The sequence below is a fragment of the Leifsonia sp. SIMBA_070 genome (genome assembly GCF_046534635.1).
Taxonomy (GTDB): Bacteria; Actinomycetota; Actinomycetes; order Actinomycetales; family Microbacteriaceae; genus Leifsonia.
In genome coordinates, this window is record NZ_JAWRYK010000477.1 from 1 (window position 1) to 260 (window position 260).

Consider the following 260-nt stretch of genomic DNA (forward strand, 5'->3'; position numbering starts at 1 on the left):
GCAGAAGAAAGCTGGCCCGGCAGGTTGCCGGCGCCGCTGACGAGGCCGCCGGCCTGCTGCTTAAGGTCGCCGAACATGGCGGTCAGCGATTCATCAACGCCCTTCAGGTTCAGCGTGAACGTGATTTTGCTGGCCGTGCCGTTCGGGAAAAATTCACTGTGCGTGTTTGCGATACTTTCAACAACGTACATGCCGTAAATCATGCCGCTGCCGCCAATCAGGGGCCACGCCATGCCCTGATCGGCAAGCAGCCGCACCGT

The 260-nt window shown here is 60.4% G+C and carries 1 protein-coding gene; it reads right to left on the bottom strand.

What is annotated here, in order from left to right:
* A partial coding sequence (locus SB754_RS21115; protein ID WP_410784299.1) for a phage tail protein occupies window positions 1–260 on the bottom strand: 260 nt, incomplete at both ends.